9 protein-coding genes are annotated in these 16,802 nt (G+C 69.6%); 1 reads left to right on the forward strand and 8 read right to left on the reverse strand.

From position 1 onward, the window contains the following. Positions 1-38 precede the first annotated feature (38 nt). From CEK69_RS00105 to CEK69_RS00130, 6 genes are all read right to left on the reverse strand, one after another. A complete protein-coding gene (locus CEK69_RS00105) occupies positions 39-980 on the reverse strand; it encodes a glycerophosphodiester phosphodiesterase family protein (protein WP_152181536.1) in 942 nt (313 codons plus the stop codon). 19 nt (positions 981-999) lie between these two features. Next, complete coding sequence (locus tag CEK69_RS00110; RefSeq protein ID WP_152243070.1) at positions 1,000-3,912, reverse strand: TonB-dependent receptor; 2,913 nt, start codon at positions 3,910-3,912, stop codon at positions 1,000-1,002. 247 nt (positions 3,913-4,159) lie between these two features. Next, on the reverse strand, positions 4,160-4,816 hold the full coding sequence (locus tag CEK69_RS00115) for an HAD family phosphatase (RefSeq protein WP_193313844.1): 657 nt from the start codon (positions 4,814-4,816) through the stop codon (positions 4,160-4,162). A gap of 300 nt (positions 4,817-5,116) precedes the next feature. Continuing rightward, the gene (locus CEK69_RS00120; protein ID WP_193313846.1) at positions 5,117-10,006 is read right to left on the reverse strand and encodes an alpha-2-macroglobulin; all 4,890 of its coding nucleotides are present in this window, start codon (positions 10,004-10,006) and stop codon (positions 5,117-5,119) included. Positions 10,007-10,516: 510 nt separating this feature from the next. Beyond that, a complete protein-coding gene (locus CEK69_RS00125; RefSeq protein WP_152243074.1) occupies positions 10,517-11,512 on the reverse strand; it encodes a nucleoside hydrolase in 996 nt (331 codons plus the stop codon). 69 nt (positions 11,513-11,581) lie between these two features. Further along, on the reverse strand, positions 11,582-13,801 hold the full coding sequence (locus tag CEK69_RS00130; RefSeq protein WP_152243076.1) for a TonB-dependent receptor: 2,220 nt from the start codon (positions 13,799-13,801) through the stop codon (positions 11,582-11,584). Positions 13,802-14,462: 661 nt separating this feature from the next. On the opposite strand from CEK69_RS00130, the gene CEK69_RS00135 reads away from it, so the two are divergent. Beyond that, positions 14,463-14,993 (forward strand): hypothetical protein, encoded by a 531-nt coding sequence (locus CEK69_RS00135; protein WP_152243078.1) that lies wholly within the window; start codon positions 14,463-14,465, stop codon positions 14,991-14,993. Positions 14,994-15,053: 60 nt separating this feature from the next. On the opposite strand, the gene prpF is transcribed toward CEK69_RS00135, so the two are convergent. Beyond that, a complete protein-coding gene (prpF, locus tag CEK69_RS00140) occupies positions 15,054-16,247 on the reverse strand; it encodes a 2-methylaconitate cis-trans isomerase PrpF (RefSeq protein ID WP_152243080.1) in 1,194 nt (397 codons plus the stop codon). A 38-nt stretch (positions 16,248-16,285) separates the two neighbouring features. After that, on the reverse strand, positions 16,286-16,753 hold the full coding sequence (locus tag CEK69_RS00145) for an SRPBCC family protein (protein ID WP_225851712.1): 468 nt from the start codon (positions 16,751-16,753) through the stop codon (positions 16,286-16,288). Positions 16,754-16,802: the final 49 nt, after the last annotated feature.

Here is a 16,802-nt window from a genome sequence, read left to right on the forward strand (position 1 = left end):
AGCGACCGATTACGGACAGTTGAACGGCCATGCGCCGGTCAGGGCTTTTCCAGCGACGCGCGATAGCGCAGCAGCGCTTCCGGTTCGTCGGTCTGGAAGGCGCCGATGCCGGCGCGGTACAGCCGCCCCCACACCGCCTCCGGATCGCGCACCGCATCGGCATCGCCACCGACGTCGGCGACGAAGCCCTCCCACAGCGTATTGACCAGCAGCCGCACCTGTCGCTGCCTGGCCAGCGCTGTCACCGCCGGCAACTGGGCCAGACGCATCCGCGGCAGTTCGATCGCCACCGGCCGCACCTTGCCGTCGGTCTGGGTGCGCACGGTCTGCACCAGGTCGTCGGTGCCCGGCGGGTTGAGCAGCACCGGGGTGAAGTTGATCCGGTCGAACGGCGGCATCGACGCCAGGTCCTGGCTGGCGACGCCAACTTCGGTCTTCACCACCACCTGCCGCTCCATGCCGGCGCGGCGCACCGCGTCGACCACCTCGGCGTAGATCGGCGCCTTGACGTCGAGATTGAGCATGATCCGGCCCTTGGCCGCGGCCAGCATCTGCTGCAGGGTCAGCGGATGCTGGTCGGTGAGCGGCGCGTCGGCGCCGCCCTCGTCGTCGCGCAGGCGCAACCGCGACAGTTGCGGCCAGGTCAGTTCGGCGACCTTGCCGGTGCCGTCGGTGGTGCGGTCGACGGTGGCGTCATGGAACATCACCAGGGTGCCATCGCCGGCGCGGCGGATGTCGGTTTCGAGCATGTCCACGCCCAGCGCCACGCAGCGCTCCAGCCCCAGCAGCGAGTTCTCCGGTGCGTGCCCGGGAAAGCCGTGCGCCGGCGCGGGATTGTGGCAGCCGCGGTGGGCGACGACGAAGATGCCGCCGTCGGGTGCGGCCAGGCGCGCCTGGATCGGGGCGATGGCGGCGATGGCCGGGGCCGTCGCGGTCAGCAGTGCGGCAATGATCGCGCCGCGCGAGAAAAGCAGGTTCATGGAAGGTCTCCGGCAACGGTCACAGCGACGGGGTGAAGCGCAGGCCGAGCCAGTAGGTGGTCGGCATCGAATAACTGTCCTTCAGCAGGTTCTCGCCGGGGCCGGTGAAGCTGGTGAGGCGGCTGTGGGTGACATTGCTGATCTGGCCGACCACGCTGAGCTGCTTGCTCACCGCCCAGGTCGCCGACAGGTCCAGCTGCGAACGCGGCGCCCAGTACAGATCCTGCCAGGCGATGTTGCTGACGATGGCGCGCAGCGCCTTGCCCTGGCGGTTGTAGGCCGCACGCAGTTCGACGCCGCCGACGGTGTAGAACAGCGAGGCGTTGGCGGTGTAGTCCGGCTGCCCGACCAGGCGATCGACGGTGCGCTGGCTCTGCACCAGGTTGGGCGCGCCGCCGCTGGTGAACGGCACGTCCATGCCGCCATCGAGCAGGGCCAGGTTGGCGCTGGCGCCCAGGCCGGACAGCGCCGGCACGCCCGGGAACAAGGTGTTGAACACTGCGCTCAGTTCCAGGCCGCGCACGTGCGCCTTGGCGGCGTTGGCCGGAGTGCTGATCAGCACGTTGGAATAGGTGGTGCCGTTGAAGCTGAACTGGTCGGTGCGCGAGAGGGTGAAGATCTCGTCCTGGATGCGCTTGTCGAACAGTGCCGCGGCGAGCATGCCGTCGAAATCGTCGGGCAGGCGCCATTCCAGCGACAGGTCCAGGTTGGTGGACACGCGCGGCTTGATGTCGGGGTTGCCGATGGTGACGGTCACGCCCTGCGCGTTGGGATTGCCCATGTCGCTGCTGTTGACGAAGCCGATCGAGGTGCGCGCGGCGTAGGCGTCGTAGGGCGGGCGGCCGAGCGTGCGGCTGGCGCCGGCGCGCAGGTCGAGGCGGTCGTTGACGTGGTAGGTCATCACCGCCGACGGCAGCACCTTGGCATAACGCGACTCGGTCGGCGCATCGACGTAGACGTAGCTACCGGTGGCCGCGTCCAGTTGCCGCTGGCGGCCGACGGTGGACTGGTCGGTATGGTCGTAGTGCAGGCCGGCTTCCACATCGAAATCGTCGGCGCGATAGCCGACCAGGCCGTAGGCACCGAAGATTTCTTCGCGATGGCTGAAGTTGTCCTGGTTGCTGAAGGCGCTCTGGTCGGTGCGGTTGAACGCGCTCAGCGGCGTGGCGCCCAGCACCTGGTTGGCCTTGTCCGGATCGATCGCGATCAGGTTCAGGCCCAGGTAGCGCATCGGCGCATTGGACGGCGCCAGCACGTCGGCGATCTTCAGCGGCGGCGCGCTGCGGTTGGGCTGGTATTCGACGCGGTAGATATCGAAACCGGGTTCGTCGCGGGTGTAGCTCAGGCCGCTGCCGAAGCCGAAGCCGCGGTCCATCTCGCCACGGTTGAAGGCGTAGTCCAGGCGCCCGGTGAGCACCTTGTCGCGCGCATTGCGCTGGTAGTCCGGACGCCAGTACAGCAGGCTGTAGTTGTCGTAGTTGTAGTACGCCTGCGCCGCCATCGGGAAGCGCTGGTTGAGTGCGGAGGTGTCGTAGTTGAAGCCATAGGCTGCCGTCGGCACCACGGTGACGCCGGGGCCGGTCTGCCCGGTCGGCACCGCCGCCGGGCGCTGCGCGCCGGTGACGTACTTGATCATCTTGATCGGTTCGGCATAGGTGGCATCGGACCAGGACGCGCGCGCCGACAGCACCTGGCGGTCGTCCGGGCGCCATTCGAAACCGGTCTGGCCGAGCTTGGTGCGGGTGGTGGTGATCTGGTTGGAGTAGCCCACTTCCACGTCGCCGACCGGGTACGTGCCGCTGGTGGCGGTCTGGTTGTAGACGCGGTTGCGGTTGCGCGGATCGAGGATGACCTCGTTGCGCTCCATGTTGTCGCGGAAATAGTAGTAGCCGGCCATGGCGTAGGCCTGCAGGGATTCGCTCAGCCGCGCCTCGAACTTGCCGGTGAGGCCGTAGCGGTCGCGCTTGTCCATCACGTACCAGTACTTGTCCTGCTGCGGCACGGCCCAGCCGTTGCCCAGGTTGGTGCCGCTCTGCAGTGCGCCGCTGTTGTCGTAGAACCCGTAGTGCACCGTGTCGGTGGTCATGTGGGTTTCGGTGTAGCTGCTCAGCGTCTGGTAGTTGCCGGACAGGGTCAGGCCGTACTGCCCTTCGCTGCCGAAGGTGCGGCTGCCGGTGGCGAGCAGGCGATAGCCCGGGTCGTCCTGGTCGCGCGGCTTGCCGACGTCGTTGGCATGGCCCAGCGAGGCCTCGGCGGTGAAGAACGGCTTGCCGCCGTTCTCGAACGCGCTGCGGGTCTTGAGGTTGATCGCGCCGCCGGTGGCGTTCGGGTCCAGGTCCGGGGTGAAGGTCTTGATGACCTGCAGTTCGCTGACCATCGAGGCCGGCAGGATGTCCAGGCGCACGCCGCGGGTGATCGAGCCCAGCGTGCCGTTGGGCGTGCCCGGCGAGGCCACGGTCAGGCCGTCGATGGTGACGTTGTTGTAGGACGGGCCGAGGCCGCGCAGCACCGGGGTGGCGGCTTCGTCGCGCGGATGTTCGTTGTCGGTGGCCGGCAGCACCGACAGGCCGGGGATGCGGCGCAGCGCCTCGACGATGGTGGTGTCCGGCAGCGCACGCACGTCGGTGGAGCTGACCACGTCGGTGATGTTGGTGGCCGCGCGCTTGCTCTCGATCGCGGCGGCGTTGGCCTTGCGCACGCCGGTGACCATCACGCTGGACAGCGTGGTGGTGCCGTCGTCGCTGGCGGCGGCGTTGGGCGTGGTGTCGGGCGTGGCGTCGCCGACGGCCGGTGCGGTGGCGGCCGCGACGGCGCTGGCGTCGGCAGCGAGCGTCGCCGTGGTGGACGCGGCGTCCTGCGCGAGCGCGGCCTGGCAGCTGGCGGCGAGCGCGCAGACGATCAGCGCGCGGCGCCGATGGGTGAGTGGTTGCATGGCGATGTCCCCTGGTTGACCGAATTAAGTAACTTAAAGTTCGTTATTTAATCCCAGGGATATGACGCTGCGATGGCGGCCAGCGGAAAGCCTGGCGACAGCGCCCGCGCGGCAGTGGCCACGGCGTTTCGTACGGCATCGGCCAACGGCCGGCCGCTCGCAGGGCGTGGAGCGGCCAATGGCATCGCTGCCGGCGCAACGGCGCCGGCACCGTGATCGCCAGGGCGCGGCGACGGCGCGGCGCGGATCAGGGCGCTGGCGCGCGCGGCGGCAGCAGGCCCAGCGCGACCAGGTCCTCGCGCAAGGTGACGGCGTCGCGGAACTGCAGCGCATGCATGCCGGTGGTCGCGGCGGCGTGCACGTTGCGCGGCGCGTCGTCGATGAACACCGCCCGCGCCGGGTCGATCGCATAGCGTTCGCACAGCAGCGCGAAGATCGCCGGATCCGGTTTGACCAGGCGCTCCTCGCCCGACACCAGCACGCCCTCGAACCACTGCAGGAACGGGTAGCGCTCGCGCGCGATCGGGAAGGTCTCGTGCGACCAGTTGGTCAACGCGTACAGCCGCACGCCCTGCCCGCGCAGTTCGTCCAGCACCGCCACTGTGGCATCCAGCGCCCCACCGAGCATCTCCGGCCAGCGCGCGTGGTAGGCGGCGATCATCGGCGCATGCGTCGGATGCAGCGCGCTCAGTTCGGCCACCGCCTCCTGCCATGGACGTCCGGCATCCTGGCGCTCGTTCCACTGCGGGCTGCACACCTCGCGCAGGAAGGTTTCCATCGCTGCCTCGTCGTCGAACAGGCGGCGGTACAGATGGCGCGGATTCCAGTCGATCAGGACACCGCCGAGATCGAACACCACGGTGTCCAGGTGGGGGGCAGCGGACGGCGAGGATGCGGGGGGCATGACTGGCTCCAGGAACGAGAGGGTGGACGCAGCGGCGGACCAGGCGTGCGCCGGCGGCGGCGCGCTGGGTGCGGCGGTCATGGTAGCCGTCCCTTCTGGCTGACAGTGCTGGCCGGCGTCCCTTCATCCCCGGCCCCTGGGGGCTGGTGCGGGGTTGCTGGTGGGGTTCTCTGGCGGTCGGACCCTCACCCCCTGCCCCTCTCCCGGGGGGAGAGGGGAGTTGGTGCGGCGTTGCTGTTAGGCGCCCTGGCGGTCGGACCCTCACCCCCGGCCCCTCTCCCGAAGGGAGAGGGGAGCAGGTCAGGGCTGCACGACGTTGATCGTGCCGGGGTTGCTGCGCCCCACCCCGCGCAGGTCGGGACGGTACATGTCCTCGACCAGCGACGGCGGCACCGTGTAGGTGCCCGGGGTCACCGCGCGCACCAGGTAGAACACCTGCGCCTTGCTGCCCGCCGACAGGCTCAGCGCGGCCACGTAGCGGTCGTCGCGGAACTCCTCGTGCTTGACGTCGGCGGCGTTGGAGCGGTCGCTGATCTCGATGCCGTCCACCACCACGTCGGCCCACTGCTTGGCGTCGCCCAGGTTGAAGTTCTCGATCTCCAGGCCAGCCGGCAGCAGGTCGGTCAGCAACGCGTCGGGCATGCTGGTGTCGGAGGTGATGGTGACGCGCACGATCAGCGCCTCGCCCTCCTTCAGCGGCTGCGGCGTCCACGGCTTGCCGTCGGTGCCGTAGAAGCTGCGCTCCACCTTCAGCGTGCTGTCGTCGGCCGCCGGCGGGGTGCGCGGCACGCCGGCGATCTCCAGGCTGGCGTACAGCGGCGGCTGGCCCTGCGGCACGAAGTGCACGCCGCGCGCCAGCTCGGCCTCGCCGAACTGGCGGCCGAAGGCCTTGGCCGGGGCGATCGCCTCGCTGCTGTCGCCGATGCTCAACTGCCCGGACACCTGCGCGGTCTGGCTGTTGAGCAAGGCCTTGCCCATGCGCGCCAGCGCCACTTGCTCCTGCGTGCTCAGCCACAGCCAGCCGCCGCGGCGGCGCGCGTCCAGCTCGCGGCCCAGCGCCATCACCCGCGCGTCGTACTCGGGCTTGGCCAGGCCGCGCTCGTGCAGCAGCGCGACCATCAGCGCATCGTCGCGGACCACGCTGCCGTAGTCGCCGAAGTAACGCGGCCGGTCGGCGCTGTCCTTGGCGAAACCGGCGGCGATCGCCGCTTCGCCGCGCTTCTTGTCGCCCTGCAGCGACAGCGCCACGCCCAGGTGCACCAGCGACAGGCCGGTCAGCGCCTTGCTGCGGTCGTTGTCGTACAGCGCGCGCAGCGTGCCCAGCGGCGCGCGGTTGACCCGCGCCAGCACGTAGCCGGACCAGGCCTGATTGGCGAACTTCAGGTTCTCGCGGCGGTCCTGGCCGTAGAAGTTGTTGCCGCCGGACAGCAGATCCTCGCTGAGCCGGTTCAACGCCTTCTGCAGCACGTTGTCGGGCACCGCGAAACCGGCGTCCTTGGCATCGAGCAGGAACTCGGCGATGTACGGGGTCAGCCCCGGATTGACGTAGCCGTCGTCGCCCCACATCGAGAAGTGGCCGCTGGACACCTGCATCGAAGCCAGCCGCCCGAACGCACCTTCCATGCGCGCGCGGCGCGTGGCCGCATCCAGGCCCTTGACCCCGAGCAGGCGCGCGGTGGCGTCGTCGAGCAGCAGCGCGGCGTAGCCCTTGCTGGTGGTCTGCTCGGCGCAGCCGTAGGGGTATTCCAGCGCGCCCTGCAGGGCGCTGGCGAACGGGATCGGCGGCAAGGCGCTGACCAGCATGCGCGCGTTGACCGAGCCGGCCATCAGGCCTTCGGCATCGCTGGCGCCCAGGGTCACCGGCGCCAGCGTGTCCAGCACGCGGGTCTGCGTGCGCAGCACCGACGGCCACGCCGCGCGCACCGGCAGGTCGTAGCGGCGGTCGGCGGCATAGCCATTGCCTTCCACCCGCACCCGCACCTTGGCCACGGTGTAGCCTTCCTGCGCCACCAGCGGGAAGCTCAGCGTGGCCTTGCCGTCCTTGCCCAGCTTGGCGCTGCGCGCGTTGTCAGCGATCGCCAGCGGGCCTTCGCCATCCACCCGCACCTTGAACTCGCCCGGCTGGCCGGTGAAGTTCTGCACGTCCAGGGTCACGGTGCTGCGGTCGCCCGGCGCCATCACCCGCGGCATGCTGGCCTCGGCCACGATCGGCGCGCGCACCAGGGTCTCCACGTCGCGGTTGCCGTAGCGCTCGTCCGAATAGACCAGCGCCGACACGCGCAGGGTGCCGTTGAAGTCCGGCACCGGCAGTTGCACGCGGGCGTTGCCCTTGGCGTCCAGTTGCACCGGGCCCGAGAACAGGTCCACGGTCTGCACCCGCGCGGTCGGCCGCTTGGCCTGCGGCAACGCCGCCAGCGCCATGTCGCCGCCGAAGCGCAGCTTGCCGGTGCCGCCCTCGAAGCTCTCGATGACCCGGCCGTAGATGTCGTACGCATCCACGCCCAGGCGCCGCTGCGCGAAGAACTGCGCATTGGCGTCGGGCACCGGGAAGCGGGTGATGTTGAGGATGCCCACGTCCACCGCGGAGATGGTCACGTGCGCCTGCTTGCCGGCCAGTTCCGGCACGCTCACCGTCACCGGCAGCGGCTGCTCCGGACGCATCTGCTTGGGCGCGACCAGGCCCACCGCCACGCGCCGGGCCTTGCGGTCCATCGGCACGTAGGCCACGCCGACCGCGCGCGCCGGGGTGATCTTGCTCGGCGCCGAGCCGCCGCGGAACACCAGCGCGGTGACATAGACGTCGTGGCGCTCCCAGTCCTTGGTCACCGGGATCTCAAACGTGCTGCCCGGCTTCACGTCGATGTCCTGCACGTACAGCATGCGGTCGCTCTCGACCATCAGCAGGCCGGGGCCGGCGTGCGGCGGGGTCAGAGTGACCTTGAGCGTGTCGCCGGCCTTGTAGCCGGTCTTGTCCAGCGCCAGCTTGACCTTGTCCGGACGCGCATCGAGGCCGCGGTTGTCGTCGTTCCAGCTCCAGCCGGCATGGAACGGATAACGCGTGGTCAGGCCGGTGGCCGGGTCGAACACGTCCACCCGGTACTCGCCCCACTCCACCGGGAAGTCGAACTTGGCGGCGCTGGCGCCGGCATCGACGGTGAGCGTCTGCTTGTTCTCGAAGCGACGGGTGAAGTCGTAGTCCCAGCGGTTGTCGGTGAACGCCCAGTGGTAGTCGCGCAGCTCGCGCACCAGGGTCACCTTCAGGCCCTTGGCCGGCTGCGGCTTGCCCTGCGCATCCACGCGCATCAGTTCGAAGCGCGCGTTGGCGTTGGCGTCGGCACCGTCCTTGTCGTCGAACAGCGGGCGCACGCCGACCAGCGCCGGCGCCGGCCACAGCACGCGCTTGAGCGTGCGGGTGACGGTGCGGCCGCCGGTCTCGTACACGCTGGCCGAGACCAGCGCGGCGATGGTGCTGGTCGGCTTGGCCTCGTCGGGCAGCGCCAGGTCCTCGCTGAGCTTGCCGTCGGCGCCGAATTCGGTATCGACCACGTCCTTGGCTTCGCGCGGCAACTGCAGGGTCGGGTCGCCGAAGAAGTAGCCCGGCAACGCCTCCACCGGATGCTGCTCCACCGCCACCGCCAGCTTGGCGGTGAAGCGGTTGCCCGCCGCCGGCGCGCCGTACAGGTAGGCGGCGGTGGCCTGCAGCTTGAACGGCTCGCCCGGCTTGAGCGTCTTCTGCGTGCTGTCCAGGTCCAGCTTCATCCGCTCGGGCAGGAACTCCTCGATGCGCAGGGTCATGCCCTGCACCGCTTCCTTGCTGGTCGGGTCGGTGCGGAACTCCACCTGCCAGCGCCCGGTCGGCGCATCGGCGGGGATCAGCTGCTCGAAACTGAAGTAGCCCTGCTCGCCCGGCTGCAGCCGGGTCTCGCGGAAGATCTTGCCGTCGGGCTGCTTGAGCCGTAGGAACACCGGCTGCGCGCCCTTGCCGGTGGTCGGCACCGGCTTGCCGTCGTTGTCGCGCAGCAGCGCCGACACCCGCACGGTCTCGCCGGGGCGGTACAGGTCGCGGCCGGACCAGGCGAACACGTCGAACCAGGCGTTCTCGCGCCCGGCCACCGCGAACTCGCTCAGGTCCAGCGCCGGCTGGTTGAACGGCAGCATCGACAGGTCGGTGCCGCTGCGCGCCACCAGCACCTGGCCGGCGTCGAGCGTGTAGTTCAGCAGCGCGTTGCCGTTGTCGTCGGTCTGGCCCTTCAGGAACAGCTCGCCGTCGGCGCCGAGCACGCGCAGCTCCACCTTCTTCAGCGGCTCGCCGCTCTGCAGCGAGGCGGTGTGCACGAACAGCTTGTCCTTGTAGGCGCGCGCGTGCAGGCCGATGTCGCTGACGGTGAAGAAGGCGGTGTCGTATTCGTTGTCGAACTTGCCGGGGCGGCGCAGCACCGCGAAGTACAGGCCCGGTGCCTGCAGTTCCTTGATCTCCTGGATCGGCAGGTAGGTCAGCGCGCGCTCGTTCTTGTCGCCGCCGAGCACGAAGCGGTTGACGTAGACCGAGTCGGCCATCTGCGAGATCGGGGTGTGCTCGCCATAGTCGCTGTCCAGCTCCCAGGTGCCGCGGCGGCCGCCGCGCTGGTACTGGGCGAAGAACGTCGGCAGCGCGCCCTCCTTGACCCGCATGAACTCCACGTCCACTTCCGGCACGTTGAGCGAGACCACCGGCAGCCCGCGGCTCTCGCGCGCCGGCAGCACGCTGCCCTGCGAGGCGAAGCCGACCGCCGGGGTCAGTTCGCCGGTGTAGACCTTCTGCTTGAGCGGCTTGCCCAGGCGGCTGCCGTCGGCGGCCAGCAGGTCGGCCGAGATCACCACGGTGTAGTCCTTGGCCGCCTCCACGTAGGGGTAGCGCAGGGTCTTGCCGTCGTCGGACAGCGACCAGGCGCTCTCGTCGGTGCCGACCTTCTCCTCGAAGCGCAGCAGCTTGTCGAAATCCTGGGTGCCGACCAGCGGCCGCGAGAACTCCAGCGCCAGCGACAGCCCGTCGCTCTTCTGGTCGGGATAGGCGCGGACCAGGCCGAAGCCCTTCATCGCTTCCTTCTGCCCCTTCACCGGCTCGCCGCTGGCTTCGGGCAACTGCCCGGATTCGTTGCGCTTGCAGCCGCCCAGCGCCAACGCCAGGCCCAGCAGCAAGAACGTCCCCATCAACCCCGCGCGCAGGCCCGCCCAGCGCCGCTTCGAATCCGTGTGCATGCGTTCGCTCCGTGAATGTGGCGCGAGTATAAAGCGCCGGCGCGACGGCTGGAGAGGCGAAGGTGCGCCATCCGTCGGCGTGTGCGCGGCAGGCCGCCGTCGGCGCGGAAGCACGTCCCGCAACCGCGCCACCGGCCGCCGTGGAGCCCCCAGCTCTACATGGCCCCAGGCCATCGGCCGCGACAGGCATCCCCGGGAACGCCCGTCGCGGCCGAAGCCGCTTCTACCCTGAGTACCCGCGCACCTTCGTTCGAGGTCATGCGGGAGGGACTTCGGTGCCGGCGCGGCGGCAGTGGATGCGCCGATGGCTCCACTCGTCGGGACTGAAGTCCCTCCCACAGGAGAGTCAATCCGATCGCTCATGCCGACAGCACCCGCGGCGCGCGCCCCATGTGGGAGGGACTTCAGTCCCGACTGCAGTGCAACGGATCAGCCCACTGCCCCGCTTGTCGCGACCACACGTCAGCGCAGCAGCCGCTGCATGTACAGCGCGATCAGCCGCGGCCGGTCCAGTGCCAGGCAGACCTGCGCTTTGGCCGCGGCGCCCGGCGCGTCTGCCGTCGGCATCTCGCGGGTATAGCCCTTGTCGTCGACCACGATGCGCAGCGGCACGGTGGGGCACAGGCCGGGATCCAGCAACTGCGCCACCGGCACCACGTCGAACAGGGTCGGGGTGGCGCTGGCCCAGGGCTGGTCGGTGTCGCGCCACTGGTAGTAGAGCTGCGCCAGCGCGTCGGTCAGCGGTTCGCCATGGGCGAACAGCGCCACCCGCTCCGGCTCCTCCAGGGTCACCTGGGTGGCGTCCAGCGGCAGCATCACGATCGGCACGCCGGCGCCGAACACGCGCTGCGCAGCGGGGATGTCGGCGGCGATGTTGTACTCGGCCGCCGGCGGACTCGGCGGGCGGTAGCGCGACTTGCCGTAGCCCGCGCGCACCGAGCCACCCATCAGCACCACCTGCTTGAGCTGGGCGAAGCCGGCCGGGTCGCGCTGCTGCGCGCGCGCCGCGTCGGTCAGCGGGCCGAGCACCAGCAGGGTGACTTCGCCGGGATGGCGCCGCGCCTGGTCCAGGATGAACTGCGCCGCATCCGGCGCCTTGCGCGGCAGCGTGCCCTTGGCTGCCCAGCGTGCCTGGCTGAAGGGAATCGTGCTGTCGGTGCGCTGGCCGATCGCCAGCGGGATGTCGCTGCGGCCGGCCTGCTGCAGCAGCCGCTGCAGCAGCTGCGCGCGCAGGCCGGTATCGCCCCAGGCCGAGGCGATGCCCAGCACCTGCAGCTCCGGACTGCGCAACAGCAGCGCCAGCGCGAACGCATCGTCGATGTCGTCGCCGACGTCGGTGGACACCACCACCTTCTGCAGCGACGCGGCCGTTGTTGCCGCCGTGGCCGCCGTCGCATCGTTCACCCACACGGCCGCGATCAGCAGCGCCGACGCCGCCCATTGCTTCAGCACGCGCATGCGCGTCTCCCAAAAAAGAACCGCCGGCATGATAGCCGGCGGTCGGTGTTGCAACGGCGAGGCCGCGGATCAGAAGTTGGCGCGGAACTGTGCGCCGACGATGCGCGGATCGTTGATGAAGCCGGTGAGGTTGTTGAAGTCGATCGCACCGGTGGCGCGGATCTGGTTGGTGCAGTTGCGGCAGAACACAGAGACCTCGTACGCGCCGGCGCCCCAGTTGTAGCCGATCTTGGCACCGCCCTCGAGCAGCGGCTGGCCGACGAACTCGCGCGAGTCGTACAGGAAGAAGTTGATCTCGCTGCGGTAGGACCAGTCGGTGAAGAAGAAGAACTCGGCATCGTCGCCGACCGGGATGCCGTAGCGCAGGGTCGCGTTGCCCATCCACTTGGCCGCCTGCGGCAGCACGTTGCCGTCGATCAGCGCGCGGCCGGAGGCGTTGATCGGATCGGTCACGGTGCAGGTGCGGCACACGCCCACCGACAGGGTCGGGTCCTCGATGCGGGTCCAGTTGTAGGCGCCGCCCAAGGTCATGCGCAGGTTCTGGGTCAGCAGCGCTTCGAAGTCGAACTCGGCGCCGCGCGCCTTGGAGGCCTTGGCGTTGAGCAGGCGCACGTCGTTGGAGGCGCCGCCGACCGCGGTCAGCTGCTGGTTCTTCACCTTGAAGTCGTAGACGTCGAAGCTCAGGCGCGCGCGCTTGTCGAACAGGTCGGACTTGATGCCGATCTCATAGGAGTCCACGGTCTCCGGTGCGGCCACGGTCAGCGGCGCGGTGGCCGACGGCACGCCGAAGCTGGCGCCGCGGAAGCCGCGGGCGGCGCGCGCATAGACGTTGACGTCGTCGTTGATGGTGTAGGTAGCGCTGAGATCGCCGGTGACCTTGGAATTGTCGGTGCTGCCGCTGGAGGGCTGCTGCAGGGTCACGCGGTCCAGCGCGAGCACGTCGAAGGTCTTCTTGTCGTAGGTGTAGCGGATGCCGGCGCGCAGGTTCAGGCGCTCGGTGGCCGCGTAGTTCAGCGAGCCGAACGCCGCCCACGACGTGTTGCGCTGGCGGGTCAGCTGGTAGCTGGACAGGGTGCCGCCGGCCAGGGTGTTGTAGGTGTAGTTCTCGCCTTCCACCGAATCGTTGAAGTAGTACAGGCCGGCCTGCCAGTTCAGCGGCCCGGCGTACTGCGACTCGGCGCGCAGCTCCTGCGAATACTGGTCCAGGTTCTTGATGCCGCCGGCGGTCTCCACCGGGAACGGGATCACGCCGGGGCCGGACGGCGGCGCGAACACCGCGCCGTAGCCGCCGTCGATGTCGCCGCGGCTGTAGTACTTGCCGATGCCCTCGTAGCCGGTGATCGAGTGCAGCACGATGTCGCCCAGGTCCCAGGTCAGGTTGGCGCTGCCGCCGTAGGTCTGCAGTTCCTGGGTGTTCTTGCCGTCGATGGACACCTTGTCCGGATCGAAGCCGGCGACCAGCTGGTTGGTGCCCGGCTGGAAGATGTTGGCGCGGAACAGCCGCGCGGTGCCGTCGAGGTGGCGCGCGTGCGCGTTGAACAGCGCGCTGAAGTCCTCGCCCGGCTGGAACAGCACCTGCAGGCGCACCGCCGAGTCCATGTAGCCTTCGAAGGAGCGGTTGTCGATGGTGTTGTCGACCCAGTCGCCGCGGCGCTGGCCCAGCGCCGACAGGCGCGCGGCCCACTTGTCGCCCATCGCCACGCTCAGGCCGGTTTCCATGGTCATGGTGCCGTAGGTGCCGTAGGACAGGCTGGCGTAGCCGTCGTTGGCGCCGATGGTCGGCTTGACCGAGTTGAACTTGACCACGCCGGCGGGGGTGTTGCGGCCGAACAGCGTGCCCTGCGGACCGCGCAGCACTTCCAGGCTCTGCAGGTCGAAGATCGGGAAGCCCTTCAGGAACGCGTTCTCGGCGACCACGTCGTCATAGATCAGCGACACCGGCTGCGAGGCGTAGGTGTTGAAGTCGGTGTTGCCGTAGCCGCGGATGTAGAAGCGCGGGAACACGCGGCCGTTGGACGACTCGACGTTGAGGCTGGGCGCCTTGCCAGCCAGCACGCGCACGTCCGAGCCGCTGGTGGCGATGGCGTCCAAGTATTCCGGGCGCAGCACGCTGGCCGACACCGGCACGTCCTTGGAGTCCTCGGCGCGGCGCTCGGCGGTGACCTTGATCGTGTCCAGACGGGCGACCCCGTCGGTGCTGTCCGCCTGCTGGGCGACGGCGGGGAACGAAAGCGCGGAAACGACGGCAACGGCAAGCGCACTGGCGCGCAGCGACCAACTGGCAGACATGGGAACTCCGGGATGGGTGGGCGTAATCGGGAGCGCGCCGAGTCCTTGCCGCGCCGCAGCATAATTAACACAAAATATACAACCTGCGGCGGCCGGCGTCACCTGGGGAGGCGGGGATTTGGGATTGGGGAGTCGGGATTGGCAAAAGCGGGGCCGTTGCGGGGCTGCTCGCCTGCCGGCCCCGGCCGGCTTCCCTTTTCGGATGGCCGCAGCCGCTTTTGGTTGCGTCGGGACTGAAGTCCCTCCCACAAGGGCATGCACAGCGCACAGTCGCAGTCGCCGGTGGCGATGGCGATGGCGATGGCGGTGGCAGTGGCAGTGGCAGTGGCAGTGGCGGCGGAGCATGGAACCGCGAGATGCCTTGTGGGAGGGACTTCAGTCCCGACGCGCGAAGTCCTCAGGCTGCAGGCCGTTTTTGAGCGCCGGTGGAAGCAACACGCCACGGCAATGCTTCAACCATGCCACGCCGCTCCTCCGAGCGCCCATGCCAAACCGCATGTCCTGCGCCCGCGGCCGAAAGGCCAGCAGCAAAAGGCCATCCCGCTGCCGCAAGCCCAACCGGGCAGCACGAAATGGCATCGCATCCGACGCGCCGCTTCACACAGCGACCGCTACTGACGTCTGAAGAACGCGCATCCGCGCTGCCTTTGGAGAGACCCCGATGTTCACACCCCGATCCCTGTCCCTCGTCGCCGCGTTCTGCGCGACGCTGGTCGCCTGCTCCGCCCAAGCCCTCACCCCCTGCGCCGACAAGGACAACATCATTGCCAGCGCCGCGTCCGATACCGCCAACCGCGCTGCCGGCGGCCAGGGCGGCCATGTCGGCCTGCACATGCGCGATGCACGGAGCCCGCTTCCGAAAAGCGGCGACCAGAGCCAGCTTGGGAAATCGGCCTTCGCCAACTGGGCGACCTTCAAGGGCGCGTTCGACGCCTGGCGTGGCGCAGCCGGCACACATGCCGAATGCGGCACCAGCGGCGGCAAAAGGGACATCGCCGATGCGGCCACCGTCGGCGTCACGTCGGGCTGGACCTGCACCGCAGTCGGCAAGAACAACATCTGCACCGAGTGGACCGAGTTCACCCCGGTCAAGGTCTGCTTCTGGTACGCCAACTCTTCGGGCGCGAAAGGCACGGCGGGCAAGTGGCTGCTCAACACGGCCTACCCGTCGCTCAACGCGGACTGCAGTTGAGCGGTCCCGCCACCGTTGATTGCGCCGTGCGGCGCTGGCGCCTCCGCACGGCCTGCCGGCTCAACCCGCCGGCGTCTCCGGCACCCGCACCCAGCCTTCCATCAGCACGCGCGCGCTGCGGCTCATCAAGGCCTTGGTGACGGTCCACTGGCCGTCCACCTGGCGCGCCTCGGCACCGACCCGCAAGGTGCCCGAGGGGTGGCCGAAGCGCACCGCGGTGCGTTCGCCGCCGCCGGCGGCACGGTTGACCAGGGTGCCGGGGATCGCCGCGGCGGTGCCGATCGCCACCGCCGCGGTGCCCATCATCGCGTGGTGCAGCTTGCCCATCGACATCGCCCGCACCAGCAGGTCGATGTCGGCGGCCGCCACCGGCTTGCCGCTGGAGGCGATGTAGTCGGCCGGCGGCGCGACGAAGGCGACCTTGGGCGTGTGCTGGCGGGTCGCCGCGTCTTTCAGCGTGGCGATCAGGCCCATGCGCAGCGCGCCGTATGCGCGGATGGTCTCGAAGCGCTGCAGCGCCTGCGCATCGCCATTGATCGCGTCCTGCAGTTCGGTGCCCTGGTAACCCAGCGCCTGCGCCTCGAGGAAGATCGTGGGAATGCCGGCGTTGATCAGGGTCGCCTGGAAGCTGCCGACGCCGGGCACCTCCAGCGTGTCGACCAGGTGGCCGGTGGGGAACATGGCACCGCCGGCGCCATCCTCGTCGGCGGCCGGGTCGAGGAATTCCAGCGCGATCTCCGCCGCCGGGAAGGTCACCCCGTCCAGCTCGAAATCGCCGGTTTCCTGCACTGCGCCGTCGGTCATCGGCACCTGCGCGACGATGGTCTTGCCGATGTTGGCCTGCCAGATCCGCACCGTGGCCACGCCATCGCGCGGAATCCGCGCCGGATCCACCAGCCCGGCGGCGATCGCGAACGGCCCCACCGCCGCGGAGAGGTTGCCGCAGTTGCCGCTCCAGTCCACGAAGGCGCGCTCGATCGCCACCTGGCCGAACAGATAGTCCACGTCGTGGTCCGGGCGCGTGCTCGGCGCCACGATCACGGTCTTGCTGGTACTGGAGGTCGCCCCGCCCATACCGTCGATCTGCTTGGCATAGGGATCGGGGCTGCCGATCACCCGCTGCAGCAGCGCATCGCGCGCCGGGCCCGGCGTCTGCGCCGTCGCGGGCAGGTCCTGCAGGCGGAAGAACACGCCCTTGGAGGTGCCGCCGCGCATGTAGGTGGCGGGGATGCGGAGTTGCGGAGCGTGGGCCATGGCGGTTCCGGGTGCGTACGAAAAGAAGAGACGGCGGATCAGGGCGAATCGGGAATCTCGGGCTCGACCAGTTGCGTCAGCAGGGTCAGCGACTCCTGCCAGCCGAGATGGCAGAACTCCACCGGGATCTGCGGCGGGATGCCTTCCTGCACGATCTCCAGCGCGGTACCGCAGGCCACCGGCCGCAGCCGCACGGTCACGATCATCTCGCCGGGCAGGTCCGGGTTGTCGAAGCGGTCGGTGTGGCGGATCAGCTGGCCGGGCACCAGTTCCAGGTAGGTTCCACCGAAGGCGCTGCTGGTGCCGGTGCCGAGGTTGGTGAAGCTCATCCGGTAACTGCCGCCCACCCGCGCGTCCAGCGCATGCACGGTGGCGACGAAGCCATGCGGCGGCAGCCATTTGACCAGCGCCGCCGGCTCCAGGAAGGCGCGGTAGACGCGCTCGGCCGGCGCGCGCAGCACGCGATGCAGGTGGACGGTCGCGGTGGTGGCGGCGGACGTGGTCATGGCGGTCTCCTCGGCGGTGGCGGGCGCGGCCAGCATGGCACGCGCCCGA

The organism is Xanthomonas sp. LMG 12462, assembly GCF_009192885.1.
Taxonomy (GTDB): Bacteria; Pseudomonadota; Gammaproteobacteria; order Xanthomonadales; family Xanthomonadaceae; genus Xanthomonas_A; species Xanthomonas_A sontii.

Coding starts and splice junctions, on each gene's coding strand:
- prpF (WP_152243080.1), bottom strand. CDS start 16,247: ATGGCCCACGCTCCGCAACTCCGCATCCCCGCCACCTACATGCGCGGC.
- CEK69_RS00130 (WP_152243076.1), bottom strand. CDS start 13,801: ATGTCTGCCAGTTGGTCGCTGCGCGCCAGTGCGCTTGCCGTTGCCGTC.
- CEK69_RS00105 (WP_152181536.1), bottom strand. CDS start 980: ATGAACCTGCTTTTCTCGCGCGGCGCGATCATTGCCGCACTGCTGACC.
- CEK69_RS00135 (WP_152243078.1), top strand. CDS start 14,463: ATGTTCACACCCCGATCCCTGTCCCTCGTCGCCGCGTTCTGCGCGACG.
- CEK69_RS00145 (WP_225851712.1), bottom strand. CDS start 16,753: ATGACCACGTCCGCCGCCACCACCGCGACCGTCCACCTGCATCGCGTG.
- CEK69_RS00125 (WP_152243074.1), bottom strand. CDS start 11,512: ATGCGCGTGCTGAAGCAATGGGCGGCGTCGGCGCTGCTGATCGCGGCC.
- CEK69_RS00115 (WP_193313844.1), bottom strand. CDS start 4,816: ATGCCCCCCGCATCCTCGCCGTCCGCTGCCCCCCACCTGGACACCGTG.
- CEK69_RS00110 (WP_152243070.1), bottom strand. CDS start 3,912: ATGCAACCACTCACCCATCGGCGCCGCGCGCTGATCGTCTGCGCGCTC.
- CEK69_RS00120 (WP_193313846.1), bottom strand. CDS start 10,006: ATGGGGACGTTCTTGCTGCTGGGCCTGGCGTTGGCGCTGGGCGGCTGC.